Below are 652 nucleotides of genomic sequence, written 5' to 3' on the forward strand. Positions count from 1 at the left end.
CCGGCAGGGACAGCCGGGCACCGCTGCTCTCGATTTTCAGCCAGCCGGGACCATAAGCACCGCCCGGCAGCAGCTGTAAAGGACCGGGGGACTGGGCCAGCACCGGCATCAGCTTTTCTGCGCTGTCGCCGATAATCATCCCGGTAATGCCGCGCTCGCCGGTTTTCATGCGCCGGTACGCCGCCGGTGAGCCCAGGTCCGGCATCACGCCGTGCACCATCCCCAGGATGTTTTCCCGTCCGTTCATGTTCTCCGAGTAGTGCCGGGCCACCAGCCCCCCCATTGAGTGGGTGACCAGAATGACTTTGTTCACTGCCAGGCGGTAGTAATACTGTCCCAGCACGCTGCGGATAAAGGCTCCCAGCAGTGCCGCCGAATCAGCGCAGGACTGCAGCCAGTTGTAACCAAAAACGTGCAGCGGAAATAAAAACCGGTGGCCGTGTGCCGCTTCTTCTTTCGTCAGCACCTGGTCCGCCGGCTCGTCGCCTATCCTGACGCCGGTAAAGCGCTGTCGCGCCGTCTGCAGCTGCGCTTCCCTGAAGTGATTTTCCGTCAGGATGTCGTCGTCACTGAGCAGGTACTGCAGCCGGTCGAGCGCCTCCCCGTAGCTTTTGTAAAACGCGCTGCCCCATCCCCTTTCCCGCCGGGAGGG

General features: G+C 62.6%; 1 protein-coding gene. It reads right to left on the minus strand.

Annotated features, from left to right (window positions below; genetic code table 11):
• Window positions 1-652 (minus strand): esterase/lipase family protein (locus NV64_RS22815; RefSeq protein WP_369878933.1); only part of this gene is annotated, 652 nt, incomplete at both ends.

This window comes from Erwinia sp. B116 (genome assembly GCF_002865965.1).
GTDB lineage: Bacteria > Pseudomonadota > Gammaproteobacteria > Enterobacterales > Enterobacteriaceae > Erwinia.